Genomic DNA, 18,157 nt, shown 5'->3' with positions numbered 1-18,157 from the left:
CCTACCGCGTGCGTACCAGCGTGCCGCTCAAGGTTTGGGGATTCGCAGCGTCTTGCTGATCATCAGCGAGCCGGACACCGCAAACAGCAGCACCAGCGGGTGGAACTGCCACGGACCCAGCTGCCACTGGCCCCACCACAAAGTCTCGCCGAGATGGCCACTGCTGGCGGCGACCGCGAGCAGGATCACCAGCAGCAGGCTGGTGGGAATGGGCGTGCCTTCGAAATACGGCACCTTGTCGGCCTCGCCGGCGATCGCTTCGGCCGTCACGTTGTAGCGCGCCAGCCGGCTCACGCCGCAGCAGACGAAATAGCTCAGCACCAGCCAGTCCCAGCCGCCGCGCATGCCGCAGGCATACCCCAGAGCCGCCGGCGCCACGCCAAAAGAAATCACATCCGCCAGCGAATCCAGCTCGCGGCCCAAGGTGGACGACGCCTTGCGCCAGCGCGCCACGTGCCCGTCCAGCGCATCGAACACAAATGCCAGCGGAATCAGCGCCATCCCCAGCAACAGATCGCCACGATGCCCCTCTTGCAGGAACCGCATTGCCGCAAACACCGCGCCGGTGCCGCAGAAAGCGTTGGCAAGTGTGAACCAGTCCGCGAGTTGGAAATCGCGCAGCATCGAAAAATGGCGTTTCATGCGGAGCCTGAGATAAGCAAGACGCGAAGGGTAACGCGCGCGCGCCATGCAGGCGACCGTTTCCCCACACTCGGCTAGGCTGGCGATCCGCGCGACCGCTCCCGGCTGCGCATCACTTCGTGAGGACACCCGATGCGCAGCATCCTGATCACCGGCGCGGGCAGCGGCATTGGCGCCGGTATCGCCACCCATTTGGCGGCCGATGGCCATCACCTGATCGTCAGCGACATGGAACTGGCGGCCGCCGAGCGCACGGCGGATGCGGTGCGCCAGGCTGGCGGCTCGGCCGAAGCGCTGGCGCTGGACGTCACCGACGCAGCCAGCATCGCGCAGGCACTGGCCAGTGCATCCCGCGCCCCGCAAGTGCTGGTGAACAATGCCGGCCTGCAGCACGTGGCCGCGCTGGAAGACTTCCCGATGCAGCAGTGGGCGCTGCTGGTGGATGTGATGCTCACCGGCGCGGCACGTCTCAGTCGGGCCGTGCTACCCGGCATGCGCGCTGCCGGCTATGGCCGCATCGTCAATATCGGCAGCATCCACTCGCTGGTGGCCAGCCCGTACAAGAGCGCGTACGTCGCCGCCAAGCATGGACTGGTCGGCCTGGCCAAGGTCATCGCACTGGAAACCGCCGATTGCGACATCACCGTCAACACGCTGTGCCCCAGCTATGTGCGCACGCCGCTGGTGGAGCGGCAGATCGCCGATCAGGCGCGTACCCGCGGCATCGCCGAGGACGCGGTGATCCGCGATGTAATGCTCAAGCCGATGCCTAAGGGTGCCTTCATCGATTACGACGAGCTGGCCGGCACCGTGGCGTTTCTGATGTCGCATGTCGCGCGCAACATCACCGGGCAATCCATCGCCATCGACGGCGGCTGGACGGCGCAATAACCACGCTGGCGAAATTTTGATCAGCCGTCGCGCGCGCCAGATGGCGCAAGGGCTGTGCGCATCTGTCCACAGACTTGCGCAGCGTCCATCCACAGGGGATGTGGAGAACGATGTGACGTCCGCCGTTCCGTGGAGAGCCGAGATGCTCCCCGATGATCGCTGTTCAAAACGGAACGGTTGAGCCTGGCTGGTGTCGAGTGCTGCACTGCTCGCCGGCACTGCCCGCCAATCTGGTGTCGAGTGGTAGGTCGCTGACCGACATCGCTCGCCGATGCAGTCCACATGCGGCAGTCGGCTTCGGCGAACGTCCCTGCTGGCGCGGCATCGGCAGCGCGTATCCCGCGTCCCGTGCAAGCGGCGGGGTCCGCGAACCGATCAGATGCGCGAATACGTCCATGACTGCATGCGCCCGTCGCGATACGGCATGACGCCATGGAACGGGCGTGGGTCGCCATCGAACACCAGCGGCAGGAAATTGCGATCGCCCTCCCACATCGGCACCTGGTCCATCTGGTCGATCGCGATCCATTCCAGCGTCCCTTCCGGATTGGACGTGTGTGGCGTCCCTTCGAAGCCGCGGATCAGGAACACGAAGCCCAGCCAGTCTTCGCCCTGTTTGCCGAAACCCGGCCAGCTGATGGTGCCGCGCAGTTGCATCTGGCCGCAGTCCACGCCGGCTTCTTCACGAATTTCGCGGCGCATGCAGGCCAGCACGTCTTCGTCCGGCTCCATCTTGCCGCCCAGGCCGTTGTATTTGCCCAGATGCTGGTCCCCGGGACGGGCGTTGCGGTGAATCATCAGCACCTGGGTGCCGTCCGGCGACAACAGGTAGCCGAGCGTGGCGACAATCGGGGTATAGGGCATGGCACGCGATCTGACATGAAGCGCATCAGTATGACTGAAGCGGTATGACCGAAGCGGCGCGGCGTACGCTGCGGCAACGCTGGCTCAGCCGACGGCGGCCTGCGGGTTCGGCCGCGGCGGTGCCACGTAATCGGTATCCAGGCGCAGCGTCGCAACGCCGTGACCACGCTCGGCCAGGTACTCCAGCCACTTGCCCAGGAACGTATTCATCCGCATGCGGTGGCTGATCAGCTCGGCCGGCGGCGGGAACATGCCCATCACGTCCTGCCAGCGACGACCGACATAGCAATGTGTGGTCTCGGCCTGGCGCGCGTCGCGATACAGGCGCACATACGCCGACGGGTCCGGCTCGCCAGTCACCGGGTCGCACAGGTCGTAGGTCAAACGCAATTCCACCGTGTAGCGGTGACACTCGATCACGTCCAGCCGCAGGTTCAGGCCGTCGCCGATCGACGACACATAGGAACCGGGGGCCAGATCGGCCGGAGCGAACAGCCGGGTCAGATGCTGGAAGTTTTCTGCGTACAAGCCCATCAGCCAGCCAAAGCGGCTCAGTTTGGGAATGCGTTCGAGTTTGCTCAGTGCTTGCGCCATGGGCCGATCCTACACGCTGCGCCGCCGCACGGGCAGCATTGACGAGGGCCCAATCGCAGGCCTACCTTGGCGGAGCCCTGCCCCGCCCACTTCGTTTCCCAAGCCACCGCACGAACTGCCAGGCCAGTTCCCCCGGCCACTGGGCACGCCCGCCGAAGACCCGCTAGACGGCTACCACTCCCGAATGTCCAATCCCCCCTCCCCGATCAAAACATTTCGCGCTGAAGTCCCAGCGTAGACAACACCTTGCTGGAGATTTCTTCGATCGACGTATTGGTTGTGCTGAGCGAGGGAATGCGCTCCATCTGGAACATGCGCTCGGCGATCGCCACTTCGCGCCGGCAGGTCTCTGCCGCGCTGTAGCGCGAATTGGCCCGCCGCTCCTGCCGAATCTGCTGCAGCCGCTCCGGATCGATCGTCAGACCGAACAACTTGCTACGGTAATTACGCAACCGCGGCGGGAGCTGTTCGTTTTCCAGATCTTCGTCGGTGAGCGGATAGTTGGCGGCGCGAATGCCGTAATGCAAGGCCAGGTAGATGCAGGTCGGCGTTTTACCCGCGCGCGACACCGCTACCAGGATCACATCGGCCTCGTCGTAATTCAATGCGATGCCATCGTCGTGACTCAGCGCGAAGTTCATCGCGTTGATGCGGCGGTGATAGGTTTCGAAATCGACCATGCCGTGCGCGCGGCCCACTCGCGAATGCCGCGGTGCGTTGAGCTCGCGCTCCAGCGGCTCGATGAAAGGCGCGAACACATCCAGCATCAGCGCACCGCTTTCGGCCAGAATCATGCTCAATTGTGGATCCACGCACGAATTGACCACGACCGGACGCACCTGATACCGCTCGCCCGCAGCGCGCACACGCATCGCGGCGTCGCGCGCTTTTTCTGCATCATCGATGAACGACATGCGGTCGGTGACGAAGTTGAACCCGCTGAACTGCGTGAGCAAGCTATGCCCAATCGTTTCAGCGGTGATACCGGTTCCATCGGAGACGTAAAACACCGGCCGAATTGTTGACATCAAGACCACCTCTTTGAACTAGTGTTCAAAACTTACGGGTTCATGCTTGTGCATATTCCGCTGTGCACTGCATCATAGCGGCTTCTTCCTACGGACGCGGCCATCCAGCCCGCTCGGGCGATGGCCATACGGAGCATCGCGCTTGAACGAGAATATCCTGTGGTTGCATGAGCTACGCCTGGCCGACCTGGCCCGCGTAGGCGGTAAGAATTCCTCACTTGGCGAGATGATCGGCAACCTTGCCGGGTTGGGCGTTTCGGTTCCGGGTGGATATGCGACCACTGCGGAAGCTTTCAAGGACTTCATCGCCCATAACGATCTGTCCAAGCGCATCTTCGACAAGCTGGCAACGCTGGATGTCGAAGACGTGAACGCGCTGACGCTGGCCGGCAAGGAAATCCGCGGCTGGGTGATCGACGCACCGCTGCAGCCGGAACTGGACCGCGACATCCGTGCCGCTTACGAACAACTGTGCGCCGAGAATGGCGGCGGCGACGTTGCGGTTGCCGTGCGCTCCTCGGCAACCGCCGAAGACTTGCCGGACGCCTCGTTCGCAGGCCAGCAGGAAACCTTCCTCAATGTGACCGGCGCCGACGACGTGGTGCACAAGGTCAAGGAAGTGTTCGCCAGCCTCTACAACGACCGCGCGATTGCCTATCGCGTGCACCATGGCTTCAAGCATGAAGACGTGTTCCTGTCGGCGGGCGTGCAGCTGATGGTGCGCTCGGGCGTGGGTGCTGCCGGCGTGTTGTTCACGCTGGACACCGAATCCGGTTTTCGCGACGTGGTGTTTGTCACCTCCAGCTTCGGCCTGGGCGAAATGGTCGTGCAGGGCGCGGTCAACCCGGACGAGTTCTACGTCTACAAGCCCACGCTGACTGCGGGCAAGCCGGCAATCCTGCGTCGCTCGCTTGGTAGCAAGGCCATTCGCATGGTGTACTCGGATGTGCCGGGCGAGCGTGTGCGCACCGAAGACACGCCGGTGGAACTGCGCAGCACCTTCTCGATCAGCGACGAAGACGTGCAGGAGCTTTCCAAGCAGGCGCTGGTGATCGAAAAGCATTACGGCCGCCCGATGGATATCGAGTGGGCCAAGGATGGCGTGAGCGGCAAACTGTTCATCGTGCAGGCGCGCCCGGAAACGGTGAAGTCGCGCAGCCACGCCACCCAGATCGAGCGCTTCTCGCTGGAGGCCAAGGACGCCAAGATCCTGGTCGAAGGCCGCGCGGTCGGCGCCAAGATCGGTAGCGGCGTGGCACGCGTGGTGCGCTCGCTGGACGACATGAATCGCGTGCAGGCAGGTGATGTGCTGATTGCGGACATGACCGACCCCGATTGGGAGCCGGTGATGAAGCGCGCGTCGGCGATCGTCACCAACCGTGGCGGCCGTACCTGCCACGCGGCCATCATCGCGCGTGAACTCGGCGTGCCGGCCGTGGTGGGCTCGGGCAACGCCACCGACGTGCTCAGCGACGGCCAGGAAGTGACCGTGAGCTGCGCCGAAGGCGACACCGGCTTCATCTACGAAGGCCTGCTGCCGTTCGAGCGCACCACCACCGACCTGGGCAACATGCCGCCTGCCCCGCTCAAGATCATGATGAACGTGGCCAACCCGGAGCGTGCCTTCGACTTCGGCCAGCTGCCCAATGCCGGTATCGGCCTGGCGCGCCTGGAAATGATCATCGCCGCGCACATCGGTATTCACCCGAACGCGCTGCTGGAATACGACAAGCAGGATGCCGACGTCCGCAAGAAGATCGACGCCAAGATTGCCGGCTACGGCGATCCGGTCAGCTTCTACGTCAACCGTCTGGCCGAAGGCATCGCGACGCTGACTGCGTCGGTGGCGCCGAACACGGTGATCGTGCGTCTGTCGGACTTCAAGTCCAACGAGTACGCCAACCTGATCGGCGGTTCGCGTTACGAGCCGCATGAAGAGAACCCGATGATCGGCTTCCGTGGCGCCAGCCGCTACGTCGATCCGTCCTTCACCAAGGCGTTCGCGCTGGAGTGCAAGGCGGTGTTGAAGGTGCGTAACGAGATGGGCCTGGACAACCTCTGGGTGATGATCCCGTTCGTGCGCACGCTGGAAGAAGGCCGCAAGGTGATCGAGGTGCTGGAGCAGAACGGGCTCAAGCAGGGCGAGAACGGCCTGAAGATCATCATGATGTGCGAGCTGCCGTCCAACGCGCTGCTGGCCGACGAGTTCCTGGAGATCTTCGACGGCTTCTCGATCGGCTCCAACGACCTGACCCAGCTGACCCTGGGTCTGGACCGCGATTCGTCCATCGTGGCGCACCTGTTCGACGAGCGGAACCCGGCGGTGAAGAAGCTGCTGTCGATGGCGATCAAGTCTGCGCGCGCCAAGGGCAAGTACGTGGGCATCTGCGGCCAGGGGCCGTCGGATCATCCGGAGCTGGCCGAGTGGTTGATGCAGGAAGGCATCGAATCGGTGTCGCTGAATCCCGACACCGTGGTCGACACCTGGCTGCGCCTGGCCAAGCTCAAGAGCGAGGGATAACAGGAATGGTGGGTGCTTTGTTGGCAGCGGCTGCGGGAGCAGTCGCTGCGAAGCCGGCGGCAGCCAAGGCGGCGGAGCCCGCGTTCAACTGGGCCAACATTCCCTGGGCGCAATACGCGCTCAACTGGGGGCTGGCGCTGCTGATTCTTGTGGTCGGCATGTGGCTGGCCAAGCAACTCAGCCAGTGGTTGCACCGTGCGCTGACCCGCGCCCGCATCGAGATCACGTTGACCAACTTCCTGCGCAACGTGTCGTATGCGTTGCTGCTGGTGCTGGTGTTCGTCAGCGCGCTGAGCAAGATCGGCGTGCCGCCGACCTCGCTGATCGCGGTACTGGGTGCGGCCGGTCTGGCCGTCGGCCTGGCGTTGAAGGATTCGCTGTCCAACATCGCCGCTGGCGTGATGCTGATCGTATTGCGGCCGATGCGCGACGGCGACCACGTGGTGATCGCCGGCCAGGAAGGCATCGTGGACGAGATCCGGATTTTCCAGACCCGGCTGCGCAGCTTCGACGAACGCATGATCACCCTACCCAACAGCACCATCACCACCGCGCCCATCGTCAACTACAGCACCCTGCCCAACCGTCGCCTGGAAGTGACCGTTGGCGTGGGATATGGCGACGACCTGAAGAAGGCCCAGCACCTGCTGCTGCAGATCGCCAAGGACAATCCGAACATTCTGGAGTCGCCGGCGCCGTTCGTGCAGGTCACCAACCTGGGCGAAAGCACGGTGGATCTGATGTTGTTTGCGTATGCGACCAACGGCAATTTCGGTGCGGCCAAGAGCGCCACGCTGGAACAGATCCGTAACCAGCTGCTGGAGAACGGGCTCAACATCCCCTACCCGCAGCGCGATCTGCACGTGTATCACCACGATGCAGATGGCAAGCCGATCTCCGATCTGTTGCTCAAAGGCATTACCGACGATGGCGATCTGAACAAGGGACCTTCGTTGGCGCGTTGATGCGGCGAGACAGGCAATCCCGCAGTAGAAAACAAACAGGCCGCATCGGACGATGCGGCCTGTTTTATTCGTGTGGATTGCTCGGAGTCGTGTTTGCGAGCCATGCAACCAAGTGACGTTGACAGGCGCTTCAATGGCGCGCTGGACACATCAGAGTGCTGGACGCCTCAAGCCACTGCACGCCCACACTGCGGAACACGCCGGCAGTTTCTCAGCCTTCCACACCCACATCGGTATCGCCACCAAGTGCGCCCATGAACTGACGATAGTGACGCAGCTCATCAATCGAATCGCGCACATCGCTCAGCGCGGTATGGGCCGAGCTCTTGGCAAAACCATTTGCCACCGTCGGCGCCCAGCGGCGCGCTAGCTCCTTGATGGTGGACACGTCGAGATTGCGGTAGTGGAAATAACGCTCCAGGCGCGACATCTGGCGATGCAGGAAGCGGCGGTCCTGGCAGATCGAGTTGCCGCACATCGGCGAGGCGCCGGCGCGAATCCACTCGCCCAGAAACGCCACTGTCTGCGCTTCGGCCTGTGCATGGGTGACCTGGCTGTCGAGCACGCGTTGCCACAGGCCGGAGCGACGGTGCTGGTTGCGGTTCCACTCGTCCATCGCTTCCAGGGTGGCCAGCGGGTGGGCGATGGCCAGTTCCGGCCCTTCGGCGAGCACGTTCAACTGCGCATCGGTCACGATGGTGGCGATCTCGATGATCGAATCGCGATCGGTATCCAGGCCGGTCATTTCCAGATCGATCCAGATCAGTCGGTCGTTGCCCGCAACGTTGTCTGCCATATCACCGTCCTGTGGAGGCCGTTGCCGGCCGGGGTACTGAAAGGGCGCGCATCATACCGCGGCCGTGCCGCTCAGGGCACGAGCGGCGGCTTGCCACGCTTGGCGCGAAAATAATTGGTCAGCCGCAGGCTTGCCTCTGCCGCCAGCACACCGCCCGCCACCTGCACGCGATGGTTGTGACGCGGGTCAGCCAACAGGTCGAAGACACTGCCGCAGGCACCGGTTTTGGGGTCGCTGGCGGCGAACACCACCCGCGCGATGCGCGCATGGATCATCGCCATGGCGCACATCGCGCACGGCTCGAGGGTGACGTAGAGCGTGCAGCCGATCAGGCGGTGATTGGCCAGGCGGCGCCCGGTCTCGCGCATCGCCACGATTTCGGCATGCGCGCTAGGATCGTGGCTGGCGATATTGAAGTTCCAACCTTCGCCCAGCACGTTGCCTTCGGCATCGACGACCAGCGCGCCAACCGGGATCTCGTCGTAGTCGCGCTCGGCACGCGCGGCCAAGTGGAGGGCGCGCTGCATCCAGTGCACGTCGATCGCCGTGTGTGGCGTATCGATCGGCGCATCGGTGGGCAACCCGGCAGGCAGGCTCACGTGGGCGAGCCGCCCTGACGTTCCAAGAACGCGGCGAACGCAGCAACCGTCGCCTCGCTGACATGGTGCTCGATGCCCTCCGCGTCGCGACGCGCCGTGGCTTCGTCGATGCCAAGCGCAAGCAGGAAGCGCTCCACGATCTGGTGCCGCTGCCGGCTGGAGGCAGCCAATGCCTCGCCGGCCGGGGTCAGAAACACGCCGCGGTAGGGCCTCTGCACAACCCAACCATCGCGTACCAACCGCTTGAGCATCTTGGCCACGGTGGGTTGCGCCACGCCCAGGCGCGCAGCGATGTCGACCTGACGTGCTTCCCCGCCGTCGACCAGAAGATCGGAGATCAGCTCCACATAGTCTTCGACCAGCTCGGCGCGGCGCGCTTCGCGCACCTGACGGAAGCTTTCCATGTGCACCTGTGCATCGATCAGGACCGGCGCGGCCGCTTCCACCTTTTCGCTCTTGCCCACCCTTGTCCTCGCTATCGTCGCCGGCGTCGATGCCGGGATGCGTAGTTTGAAGCACGCGGCCGATCAATACGATTGAGTTTGCCAATGCTCAACAGCATAGCACTTGCTATATCATCCTTATCGACCCATCATGGCCTCCCCCGCATGTCCGCCGACACCACCGCCTCAGCGCTATCGTCAGCCACCGCCACCGGTGGCCTAGGCGACCACCACGCCAGCGTCTCCGTGCCCAAGGGCGGCCATTGGTGGTTCCGCCTGCTGGCGTTTCTGGGACCAGGCTACATGGTGTCGGTGGGCTACATGGATCCGGGCAACTGGGCCACCGATCTGGCCGGCGGCTCGCAGTTCGGCTACCTGTTGCTGTCGGTGATCCTGTTGTCCAACCTGATGGCGATCGTGCTGCAAGGCCTGTCGGCGCGGCTGGGCATCGCGACCGGGCTGGATCTGGCGCAGGCCTGCCGCGCGCGCTACCCACGCGGCGTCAATCTGGCGCTGTGGGGCATTTGCGAACTGGCAATCATCGCCTGCGATCTGGCCGAGGTGATCGGCACCGCGATTGCGTTGAAGCTGCTGTTCGGCATGCCGCTCACCGTGGGCGCGATCATCACCGCGGTGGATGTGGTGCTGGTGTTGTTGCTGATGAACCGCGGATTCCGTGCGCTGGAGGCGTTCGTGATCGCGCTGCTGCTGATCATCTTCGTGTGCTTCGGCATCCAGATCGCATTGGCCGCGCCGCCGATTGCGGCAGTACTGGGCGGTTTCATTCCGCGTGCGCAGGTGGTTACCGACCCGCAGGCGCTGTACCTGGCGATCGGCATCATCGGTGCAACGGTGATGCCGCATAACCTGTATCTGCATTCGTCGATCGTGCAGACGCGCGCGTATCCGCGGACCGATGTCGGCAGGAAATCGGCGCTGCGCTGGGCGGTCACCGACAGTACCGTGGCGTTGATGCTCGCGCTGTTTATCAACGCATCGATCCTGATCCTGGCGGCAGCGGTCTTCCATGCGCAGGGCCGCACCGACGTGCAGGAGATCGAACAGGCGCATGCGTTGTTGGCGCCGATGCTGGGTGTTGGCCTGGCCTCGACCCTGTTCGCGGTGGCACTGCTTGCTTCCGGCATCAATTCCACCGTGACCGCCACGTTGGCCGGGCAGATCGTGATGGAAGGCTTCCTGCAATTGCGCATGCCGCCATGGGTGCGGCGCTTGCTCACCCGTGGCATTGCCATCGTGCCGGTGGTGATCGTGACCTGGCTATACGGCGAAGCCGGCACCGCGCGGTTGTTGGTGCTCAGCCAGGTGGTATTGTCGATGCAATTGCCGTTTGCGGTGATTCCGCTGGTGCGCTTCGTCTCCGACCGGCAATTGATGGGTGCGTTGGTGGCGCCGGTGTGGCTGGTGCGCATCGCCTGGGTGATTGCGGCGGTGATCCTGTGCCTCAATCTGAAGCTGCTGTGGGACACCGCGCTGCACTGAAAGACGATCTCTTCGGTCATCGCTGCGCGTGGGTTCGATTCGCTGAGTCGTACAGCGAGGACGCTGAAAGAAGACCTCGCGCACTGCTCGCTTCACGACGCAACATCACTGGTGACGTGACCTCGACGCGCGTTAAGCGGCCGCGTCCGTTGACGTCTCCAGTTCGGCCTGCGCATCGCTCCACCCGATTACAGTCCACGCGCTGGCCGGTGCACTGAGCACGCGTGTGCAATCTGCGTGCATGCCACTCGCGCTGTACTTGGCGCATGCACCGGTCTGTCCGTTGCCCGCGATGGCTTGCGCTGCGTGGGCATGCCGGCATGACGCGTTTACGCGCGCATGCGACCGCCGGGCTGCATGCCCTCGCCCTGCAGGAGTTCTTATGGATCCGTTCGAGGCGCATCCGGCCGATGCCGGACGCCGCAGCTTTCTCATTTCTGGCACGGTAGCCGTGGCAGCGTTATCGCTGCCAACGCTCGCCAGTGCTGCCGCGGCCACGCGTGCGCAATCCACCTCGTCGTCCCACTCGTCCACTCATGGAGTCCACCCGATGTCCAATTTCGTCAAACGTCCCGACGGCGCCAACATTTTTTACAAGGACTGGGGCAAGGGCCAGCCGGTCGTGTTTTCGCATGGCTGGCCGCTCAGCGCCGATGCCTGGGATGCGCAGATGCTGTTCATGGGTCAGCACGGCTTCCGGGTGATTGCGCATGACCGCCGCAGCCACGGCCGTTCGTCGCAGACGTGGGACGGCAACGAGATGGATACCTACGCAGACGATCTGGCTGCGGTCATCGACGCGCTGGATTTGAAGGACGCGATTCTGGTCGGCCATTCCACCGGCGGCGGCGAAGTAGCGCATTACATCGGCCGCCATGGCAGCAAGCGCGTGGCCAAGGTGGTGCTGGTGGGTGCGGTGCCGCCGCAGATGGTGAAGAGCCCAACCAATCCGGGTGGACTACCGATGAGCGTGTTCGACGGCATTCGCGCTGGTGTGGCCAAGGACCGTTCGCAGTTCTATCAGGACCTGACCACGCCGTTCTTTGGCGCCAACCGCGACGGCAACAAGGTCACCCAGGGCATGCGCGATGCGTTCTGGCTGCAGGGCATGTTGGGCGGACACAAGGGCCAGTACGACTGCATTAGGGAATTCTCCGAGGTCGATTACACGCCCGACCTGAAGAAGATCGACGTGCCGGCGCTGGTGGTGCACGGCGACGACGATCAGATCGTGCCGATCGATGCATCGGGCAAGTTGTCGGCCAAGATCATCAGCAACGCCGAACTGAAGATCTACGCTGGCGCGCCGCACGGGTTGACCATTACCCATGCCGATCAGTTCAACAAGGATCTGCTGGCCTTCGCCAAGCGCTGATTCTTGCTTCACTGCGTAAGACAAAGGCCGGCTCGTGAGAGCCGGCCTTTTGTTTTGGTGCGCGTTGCTTTGCTGCGCGCAGATCCGTTGTGATCAGGCTGGCGGCCTCAGCGTCGATAGGCCTGTTGCCAGTGGCGCCCCAATGCGCCTCCTGCAGGCGAGCTTGCGGACCCACGACGTGCGCGCAAAGATGCCGAACCAGCAAGCGGAATGGCGACGATACACCTTCGCAGCGTGGCCGCAACACCTTGCAACGGACCAGCTTCAGGCATGGACCGGCCAGCCACCGGTGAGCGCAGCAGCCAGTGCCCGCAAGAAACCGCCGCGCAGCACGACCACCGGCAACGCGACGCTCAGCCATGGCGGTGTCAGCAATGGCAGGTCAGGCCGTCGCAGCCAATGTCGATCGGCAGCGCAAGCGATACGCCGACCGGTGAAGGACACTTGCGCTGCCCTGGCTGACCGTGCGGCCGATCTGGCCGCTGCCAGCAAGCTGGTTGCGCCCCGTCCGTTTGGCCAGCAGGCGCTCCAGCACTGCGTCTGCGCAGGTCATTGCCAGCGCCGGCAACCGGCCTCACGCGCGGCAGGCGCGGCCGACCTGGCAGCAGAAAGCGACATCCATTTCAGCGCCGGGCCGATCGGGAGCGTCGCGCTGATGAAGTTCTCAGATATCGGCATGCGCATGCGGCGGCACCGCCACATCGCCGCCACCGACGAAGTGGCGGACCACCGGCGCGCGCTCGCCTTGATGCAGGGTGCGGATCTGCTCCTGCAGCTGGCGGTCGTCGCCGGTGACGCGCTCGTGCTGGCGCAGATGTTCCAGCCACGAGGCGACGATGAAGTATTCCAGTTGCACGCCGGGTGTTGCCGCGTCTTCGGCGATACCCCAGACCACCGCACCATCACGACGCCGCGCGTTGCCCAGTTGCGTCATCAGTTGCAGGAAGGTCACGCGCGCGTCGGCAGCGATGCGGTATTCGACCGTCACCAGCACCGGGCCGCGATCGTGTTCGACCGCATCCGATTGCGCCGGCACGGGCCAATGCCCGCCGGGGGCGAGGTCCAGCTGTTCGGTGCCGGCAATGCGTGAGCGCTTGACCAGCAGCGCCGCGATCACCGCGCCAACGGCGGCAATCTGCAGGGCGGTCGCGATCGAGGTGCGCTGCGCCAACGCGCCCCAGACCAGCGAGCCGGCCGCCATACCCGCGGAAAACACCACGATGTACAGCGACAAGGCGCGTGCGCGCACCCAGGCAGGCACCGCCGTTTGCGCGGCGATCTGCAAGGACGACAGCACGGTGATCCAGGCCAGGCCGTTGACCACCATCACCACGCACAGCACGCCGATCTGACGCGACAATGCCAGCCCCAGCAACGAGGCTGCGCACACGATGGTGGCCACGAACACCAGCAGGTCGCGGTCGTAGCGCGCACGCAGGCGTGGCAACAGCAACGCGCCACTGATCGCACCGATGCCGATGCAGCCCAACAGCACGCCATAACTGCCGGCACCCAACTGCATGTCGCGACGGACCACCAGCGGCAGCAAAGCGGTCAACGCGCTGGCGAACAGGAAGAACCCGGCGGCCTTGATCAGTACCGCCTGCAAGCGCCCGGCGCGTGCGGCGTAGCGCAGACCGGCACGCAGGCCCGCGCCGAAGCTCTCCGGCGGCAATGCAGAGACATGCGCATCGCGACGCCAACGCCACAACACCAGCAGCATCAGGCCGAAGGTCACGCCATTGAGCAAAAATGCCCACGGCGGCCCGAATTGCGCCACGATCAAACCGCCAACCGCCGGGCCGATCGAGCGGGCGATGTTCATGCCGATCGAATTGAGGGCCACCGCCGAGGCCAGCATCGGCCGCGGCACCAGCTCCGACACGATTGCCGCCTGCGCAGGCATCGCCATTGCCGCGCCCATGCCCATCGCAAAGGTCAATGCCACCAGTACCCACGGGGTGAGCAACTGCAGATGCGAGAGCGAGGCCAAGGCTGCGGCTACCAGCAACATCCAGCCCTGGGTGAGCATCAGGTAGCGGCGGCGGTCGACGATGTCGGCCAGCGTGCCGGCCACCAGTGCGAACAACACCACCGGCAAAGTGGTGGCCGACTGCACCGCCGCCACCATCAACGGCGAGCCCGTCTGTTCGGCCATCACCCAGGACGCGGCGACATCGTTGATCCAGGTGCCGATGTTGCTGCCTAAGATGGCCAGCCATAACGCACGAAAGATCGGCTCGCGCAGCGGCGCCCAGGCACCGCTATCGGCGGGTGCGGCAGAAGAAGTCATCGCGGCAAGGCTCCAGTGGAGGGGTGAAACAAACAAGGTGACGGGCCAGGATGCGCCGGCAGGCGCATCGTTGTGGTGCCGATCTCAGAACGCGAAACACGCGCAACCCAATGCGCCCCAGAAGCCGCGCAGATCGTCGCTGGGCGCAGCATGCTGCGCTGCATGTCCATGCGGCCCGTGCGCGCGACAGCCATGGCCATGCGTGTGGGTGGTGCTGGCAAGCCCGCTGACCGCACCGCCCACGTGATAGCCGCCGAACCGGTTGACCGGCGACCAATCCGGCATCGCCGGCGGCAAGGTGGGCGCCAGTGCGGCGAAGTCGCCATCGCCATGGACGACGCGCCCACCCAACACGGTCAGCACGCTGGTGATGTCGGCGATGGCGGCATCGTCGACGCGGAAGTAATCGTCGGACAACACGATGAAATCGGCCAGTTGCCCCGCCGCCAGCGTGCCCTTGTGGCCCTCATCGCCGGAGAACCACGCGCTGCCCTGCGTCCACAGCCGCAACGCCTGCTCACGGTCGAGCAGGTTCTCTTCGCCGTACAACGCCAGACCGCCCACCGTGCGTCCGGTGACCAGCCACGACAGCGCCACCCATGGGTTGTAACTGGCCACGCGCGTCGCATCGGTGCCGGCGCCCACCGGCACGCCGGCGGCCAACATGCGGCGCACCGGTGGCGTGTGCCGCGCAGCCTGTACGCCGTAGCGCTCGACAAACGCTTCGCCCTGATACGCCATGCGGTGCTGCACGGCGATACCGCCGTTCAAAGCGCGAATGCGATCGATATTGCGTGGCGTGATGGTTTCGGCGTGATCGACGAACCAATGCAGGCCATCGAACGGAATGTCGGCATTGACCTTTTCGTACACATCGAGAATGCGTCCGATGCTTTCGTCGTAGGTGGCATGGATACGGAATGGCCAACGCTTTTCGACCAGCAACCGCACCACCTGCTCCAGCTCGGGCTCCAGTTCCGGCGGCAGCTCCGGGCGCGGCTCGCTGAACTGCTCGAAATCCGCCGCCGAAAACACCAGCATTTCGCCGGCGCCATTGTGCCGCAGCAGATCGTCGCCCTTGCGCACCGGCAGCATCTCGGTCCAGCCGCGGAAGTCGTCGACTTCCTTGCCCTTGTTCTGGGTGAACAGGTTGTAGGCGATGCGCACGCTCAACTGGTCGGCCGCGTGCAACTGTTCGATGACCTGGTAGTCCTCCGGATAATTCTGGAATCCGCCGCCGGCATCGATCACCGAGGTGATTCCCAGCCGGTTGAGTTCGCGCATGAAATGGCGGGTGGAATTGGCCTGATACTCCAACGGCAGTCGCGGGCCCTTGGCCAGGCTGGCGTAGAGAATCAGGGCATTGGGCTTGGCCAGCAGCAAGCCGGTGGGATTGCCCAGCTTGTCGCGCTCGATGCGCCCGCCGGGCGGATCGGCGGTGGCCTTGTCGTAGCCACAGGCGCGCAAGGCCGCGCGGTTGAGCAGGGCGCGGTCGTACAGATGCAGCAAAAATACCGGTGTATCCGCTGCGATGGCATTGATCTCGTCCAGGGTCGGCAAGCGCTTTTCGATGAACTGATGCGCGGTGAATCCGCCGACCACACGCACCCATTGCGGCGCTGGGGTGCGGTCCACCTGCGCCTTCAACATCGCCATCGCATCGGCCAGCGAGCGCACGCCGTCCCAGCGCAGCTCCAGGTTGTAGTTGAGCCCGCCGCGAATCAGATGGGTGTGGCTGTCATTGAGGCCGGGCAACAGGCGTCGGCCTTGCGCATCGATGCTGCGGGCGCCAGCTGCCAGCGCCATGATCTGCGCGTCGTCACCCACCGCCACGATGCGTCCATCGGCCACTGCGATGGCGGTGGCGCTGGGCTGACGTGGATCGAGGGTGGTGATGCGTGCGTTGCGAACGACAAGATCGGCCATCGGAGACTTCCTTGCAGCAGACGAAGCGCCGGGCAAGGCGCCCAACGCAAGACCGGCGGCGGCGCCCTGCATCCACAGGCGTCGTCCGGCATCGTGATCATTCGGTACGCCGCTCATGCCGCACCACGCCTGCGCAGCCCATCCAGCGACCATGCGCCACCGCCAGCGGCAACCAGCCCCAGCAACACCAGCAGCCACATCAGCGGGTATTCCATTCCGCCGTGCATCCAGAACCAGCCCTTGGGCACGGCCACCACGACGGTGGTGGCGATGAACACCGCCGCCAGCGCAGCACTGACGCGCGTCCACAGACCCAGTAGCACCGCCAGCCCCGAGAGCGTCTGCACCAAGGCCAGCAGCAACGGCAACGGTTGCGCAGACGGAAAGCCGAATTGCTGTAATTCAGCGGCAAATCCAGCCAGTCCCGGCCCACCAAACCATCCCAGCAACTTGCCCAGGCCATGCGGCAACAGGAAACCGCCGCCGGCAATGCGCAGCATCAGCGTTGCCGCTGCAAGGCCGGCGTTGCCACGTGGTGCCGATGCGTTCAATGCCCGCCTTCCTGCGCGCCGAACATGGTCTTGGCGTACTGAATGCCGATGCCGTAGCCGCCCGCATGCGCACGCGCGATGCCGGTGGTGAGGTCGTAGGTGTCGCTGCGTGCCCAGTCGCGCTGCAGTTCCAGCAGGTACTGCACGCTGGTGATGGGCGCGGCGCCGGCCTGCACCATCCGCGTCACCGCGCGCTCGTGCGCTTCGTCGCTGACATCGCCGCAGGCATCGGTGATGACGTAGACCTCGAACCCCTGCTCGATCGCCGACAGCGTCGGGCCGACGATGCAGACGCTGGTCCACAGCCCGGCAATCACCAGGCGCTGCTTGCCGATGGCGTTGACGCGATCGATCACACCCTGGTCTTCCCAGGCATTCATGCTGGTGCGGTCGAACACCGGTTCGCCGGCAAAGATCTCCGGCAGTTCGGGAAACAGCGGGCCGGAGAACGACTTCTCTGCAACGGTGGTCAGGATCACCGGCACCTTGAAGCCTTTGGCGCCCTTGGCAATCAACGCCACGTTGTTGCGCAGCGCCGAGATGTCGATGGTGTGCGTGGCGAACGCCATCTGCGATTGGTGGTCGATCAGAATCAGGGTGTGATCGCCGGGCGATAGCAAGGATGTGCCGGGCACGGCAGTTGCGGTGGTCATGCGTGTTGCTCCAGGGAAAGTGAAATAGAATGACCAACGCACCGCTGCGCAGTTGACATGTGTGCGTTGCCGCATGCATCCATCGCCATCTGCGCGGCGAAGCGCGCAGGGGTACAACCAGTCGCATTGCGAAAGCTGCGAACGAAATGGCTTTGATCGAAGAAGCACAGATCGGTGGCGATCTGGCTGATGGTGTGGCGGCCTTCGCACAGCAGCGCCTGTGCACGTTCGAGCCGACGAAGGCGCAGGTATTCCATCGGGCTGGCACCGATCGCATCACGAAACACGCGTGCGAAATGGAAACGGCTCATGCAGGCAGCTTCCGCGAGATGCGCCACGCTCACAGGCTCATACAAATGCGTGTCGATGTACTGCATTGCGCGGGCAACAGCGCGCGCACGCGGCGCCTGCGTTTGCACGTTTGCTGCGGCACGCATATCGGGGCCACCGACAACAATCAGAGGTGCCATGCTGCGTCTCCGCGGGGAATGGCCCTATGGTGCGAGCGACATCCTC

At 64.4% G+C, this 18,157-nt stretch carries 17 protein-coding genes; 5 read left to right on the top strand and 12 right to left on the bottom strand.

The annotated features are described in order from the left end of the window. Positions 1-27: 27 nt before the first annotated feature. On the bottom strand, positions 28-690 hold the full coding sequence (locus tag XpruCFBP8353_RS15235) for a CDP-alcohol phosphatidyltransferase family protein (protein ID WP_207759649.1): 663 nt from the start codon (positions 688-690) through the stop codon (positions 28-30). Between the two features lie 84 nt (positions 691-774). On the opposite strand from XpruCFBP8353_RS15235, the gene XpruCFBP8353_RS15230 reads away from it, so the two are divergent. Further along, complete coding sequence (locus XpruCFBP8353_RS15230) at positions 775-1,533, top strand: 3-hydroxybutyrate dehydrogenase (protein ID WP_101363957.1); 759 nt, start codon at positions 775-777, stop codon at positions 1,531-1,533. Between the two features lie 375 nt (positions 1,534-1,908). Here XpruCFBP8353_RS15230 and XpruCFBP8353_RS15225 read toward each other — a convergent pair whose 3' ends face one another. The 3 genes from XpruCFBP8353_RS15225 to ppsR all read right to left on the bottom strand — a co-directional run bounded on the left by XpruCFBP8353_RS15225 (position 1,909) and on the right by ppsR (position 4,019). Beyond that, positions 1,909-2,397, bottom strand: coding sequence for an NUDIX hydrolase (locus tag XpruCFBP8353_RS15225; protein ID WP_101363956.1), 489 nt, complete (start codon positions 2,395-2,397; stop codon positions 1,909-1,911). A gap of 84 nt (positions 2,398-2,481) precedes the next feature. Then, positions 2,482-2,991: a DUF1249 domain-containing protein gene (locus tag XpruCFBP8353_RS15220; RefSeq protein WP_101363955.1), complete on the bottom strand. Its 510-nt coding sequence runs from the start codon at positions 2,989-2,991 to the stop codon at positions 2,482-2,484. A 206-nt stretch (positions 2,992-3,197) separates the two neighbouring features. Beyond that, positions 3,198-4,019, bottom strand: coding sequence for a posphoenolpyruvate synthetase regulatory kinase/phosphorylase PpsR (ppsR, locus tag XpruCFBP8353_RS15215; protein ID WP_010373220.1), 822 nt, complete (start codon positions 4,017-4,019; stop codon positions 3,198-3,200). Positions 4,020-4,161: 142 nt separating this feature from the next. Here ppsR and ppsA point away from each other — a divergent pair, with 142 nt between their 5' ends. Together ppsA and XpruCFBP8353_RS15205 are read left to right on the top strand one after the other, a co-directional pair. After that, positions 4,162-6,540 carry a phosphoenolpyruvate synthase gene (gene ppsA, locus XpruCFBP8353_RS15210; protein ID WP_101363954.1) on the top strand — a complete coding sequence of 793 codons (2,379 nt, stop codon included), beginning with the start codon at positions 4,162-4,164 and terminating at the stop codon, positions 6,538-6,540. Positions 6,541-6,545: 5 nt separating this feature from the next. Further along, positions 6,546-7,505, top strand: a complete 960-nt coding sequence (locus XpruCFBP8353_RS15205; protein WP_101363953.1) for a mechanosensitive ion channel family protein — start codon at positions 6,546-6,548, stop codon at positions 7,503-7,505. Between the two features lie 211 nt (positions 7,506-7,716). Here the strand turns inward: XpruCFBP8353_RS15205 and orn are convergent, their stop codons facing one another. From orn to mntR, 3 genes are all read right to left on the bottom strand, one after another. Further along, the gene (gene orn, locus XpruCFBP8353_RS15200; RefSeq protein WP_101363952.1) at positions 7,717-8,301 is read right to left on the bottom strand and encodes an oligoribonuclease; all 585 of its coding nucleotides are present in this window, start codon (positions 8,299-8,301) and stop codon (positions 7,717-7,719) included. 71 nt (positions 8,302-8,372) lie between these two features. Beyond that, positions 8,373-8,828, bottom strand: coding sequence for a tRNA adenosine(34) deaminase TadA (gene tadA, locus XpruCFBP8353_RS15195; RefSeq protein WP_207759653.1), 456 nt, complete (start codon positions 8,826-8,828; stop codon positions 8,373-8,375). A gap of 68 nt (positions 8,829-8,896) precedes the next feature. Next, positions 8,897-9,364: a manganese-binding transcriptional regulator MntR gene (gene mntR, locus XpruCFBP8353_RS15190; RefSeq protein ID WP_101363950.1), complete on the bottom strand. Its 468-nt coding sequence runs from the start codon at positions 9,362-9,364 to the stop codon at positions 8,897-8,899. Positions 9,365-9,508: 144 nt separating this feature from the next. Between mntR and XpruCFBP8353_RS15185 the strand changes: the two genes are divergently transcribed. Further along, on the top strand, positions 9,509-10,843 hold the full coding sequence (locus XpruCFBP8353_RS15185; RefSeq protein WP_101363949.1) for an Nramp family divalent metal transporter: 1,335 nt from the start codon (positions 9,509-9,511) through the stop codon (positions 10,841-10,843). Positions 10,844-11,393: 550 nt separating this feature from the next. Continuing rightward, positions 11,394-12,218: an alpha/beta fold hydrolase gene (locus tag XpruCFBP8353_RS15175; protein ID WP_101364025.1), complete on the top strand. Its 825-nt coding sequence runs from the start codon at positions 11,394-11,396 to the stop codon at positions 12,216-12,218. Between the two features lie 664 nt (positions 12,219-12,882). Here the strand turns inward: XpruCFBP8353_RS15175 and XpruCFBP8353_RS15165 are convergent. The 5 genes from XpruCFBP8353_RS15165 to XpruCFBP8353_RS15145 form a co-directional block, all read right to left on the bottom strand. Continuing rightward, positions 12,883-14,511, bottom strand: coding sequence for an MFS transporter (locus tag XpruCFBP8353_RS15165; protein WP_101363947.1), 1,629 nt, complete (start codon positions 14,509-14,511; stop codon positions 12,883-12,885). A gap of 84 nt (positions 14,512-14,595) precedes the next feature. Then, positions 14,596-16,437, bottom strand: coding sequence for an amidohydrolase (locus tag XpruCFBP8353_RS15160; protein WP_207759648.1), 1,842 nt, complete (start codon positions 16,435-16,437; stop codon positions 14,596-14,598). A 113-nt stretch (positions 16,438-16,550) separates the two neighbouring features. Then, the gene (locus XpruCFBP8353_RS15155) at positions 16,551-16,988 is read right to left on the bottom strand and encodes a DoxX family protein (RefSeq protein WP_101363945.1); all 438 of its coding nucleotides are present in this window, start codon (positions 16,986-16,988) and stop codon (positions 16,551-16,553) included. Further along, positions 16,985-17,641 carry a hydrolase gene (locus tag XpruCFBP8353_RS15150; RefSeq protein ID WP_101363944.1) on the bottom strand — a complete coding sequence of 219 codons (657 nt, stop codon included), beginning with the start codon at positions 17,639-17,641 and terminating at the stop codon, positions 16,985-16,987. Before XpruCFBP8353_RS15150 ends, XpruCFBP8353_RS15155 begins: the two co-directional genes overlap by 4 nt. Beyond that, positions 17,638-18,078 carry a helix-turn-helix transcriptional regulator gene (locus XpruCFBP8353_RS15145; protein WP_165786152.1) on the bottom strand — a complete coding sequence of 147 codons (441 nt, stop codon included), beginning with the start codon at positions 18,076-18,078 and terminating at the stop codon, positions 17,638-17,640. The genes XpruCFBP8353_RS15150 and XpruCFBP8353_RS15145 overlap by 4 nt, the downstream gene beginning before the upstream one ends. Positions 18,079-18,157: the final 79 nt, after the last annotated feature.

This window comes from Xanthomonas prunicola (assembly GCF_002846205.1).
Lineage (GTDB): Bacteria > Pseudomonadota > Gammaproteobacteria > Xanthomonadales > Xanthomonadaceae > Xanthomonas > Xanthomonas prunicola.
The sequence above is the reverse complement of the archived record's forward strand: the minus strand, read 5'-3'. Positions and strand labels throughout refer to the sequence as shown.